This window comes from Paenibacillus sp. EKM212P, assembly GCF_011066115.1.
Lineage (GTDB): Bacteria > Bacillota > Bacilli > Paenibacillales > Paenibacillaceae > Paenibacillus > Paenibacillus polymyxa_B.
In genome coordinates this window covers 1-226 of the sequence record NZ_JAAMNR010000085.1, presented here as the reverse complement: position 1 = coordinate 226, position 226 = coordinate 1, and the positions used below count along the sequence as shown (strand labels likewise).

1 protein-coding gene is annotated in these 226 nt (G+C 62.8%); it reads right to left on the bottom strand.

The annotated features are described in order from the left end of the window. The coding region (locus G9G54_RS25150; protein WP_165179976.1) for an AMP-binding protein at positions 1 to 226 on the bottom strand (226 nt) is incomplete at both ends.

The window sequence follows — 226 nt, the reverse complement described above, 5'->3', positions numbered from 1 at the left end:
GGCACAATCACCATCGTGCCTCCGTTGTACAGCGTCCGCGCGATATCTCCCACGAACACGTCGAACGAGAAGCTTGCAAGCTGCAGCAGCCGCACCGGGAACTGATCCAACCGGTATTCCCGCCGGTAGCCCGCCGCCGTGTTCACCAGGCTGCGGTGCTCGATCATCACGCCCTTCGGCTTGCCCGTCGTTCCCGACGTGTAGATCACGTACGCCAGGTCCTCTG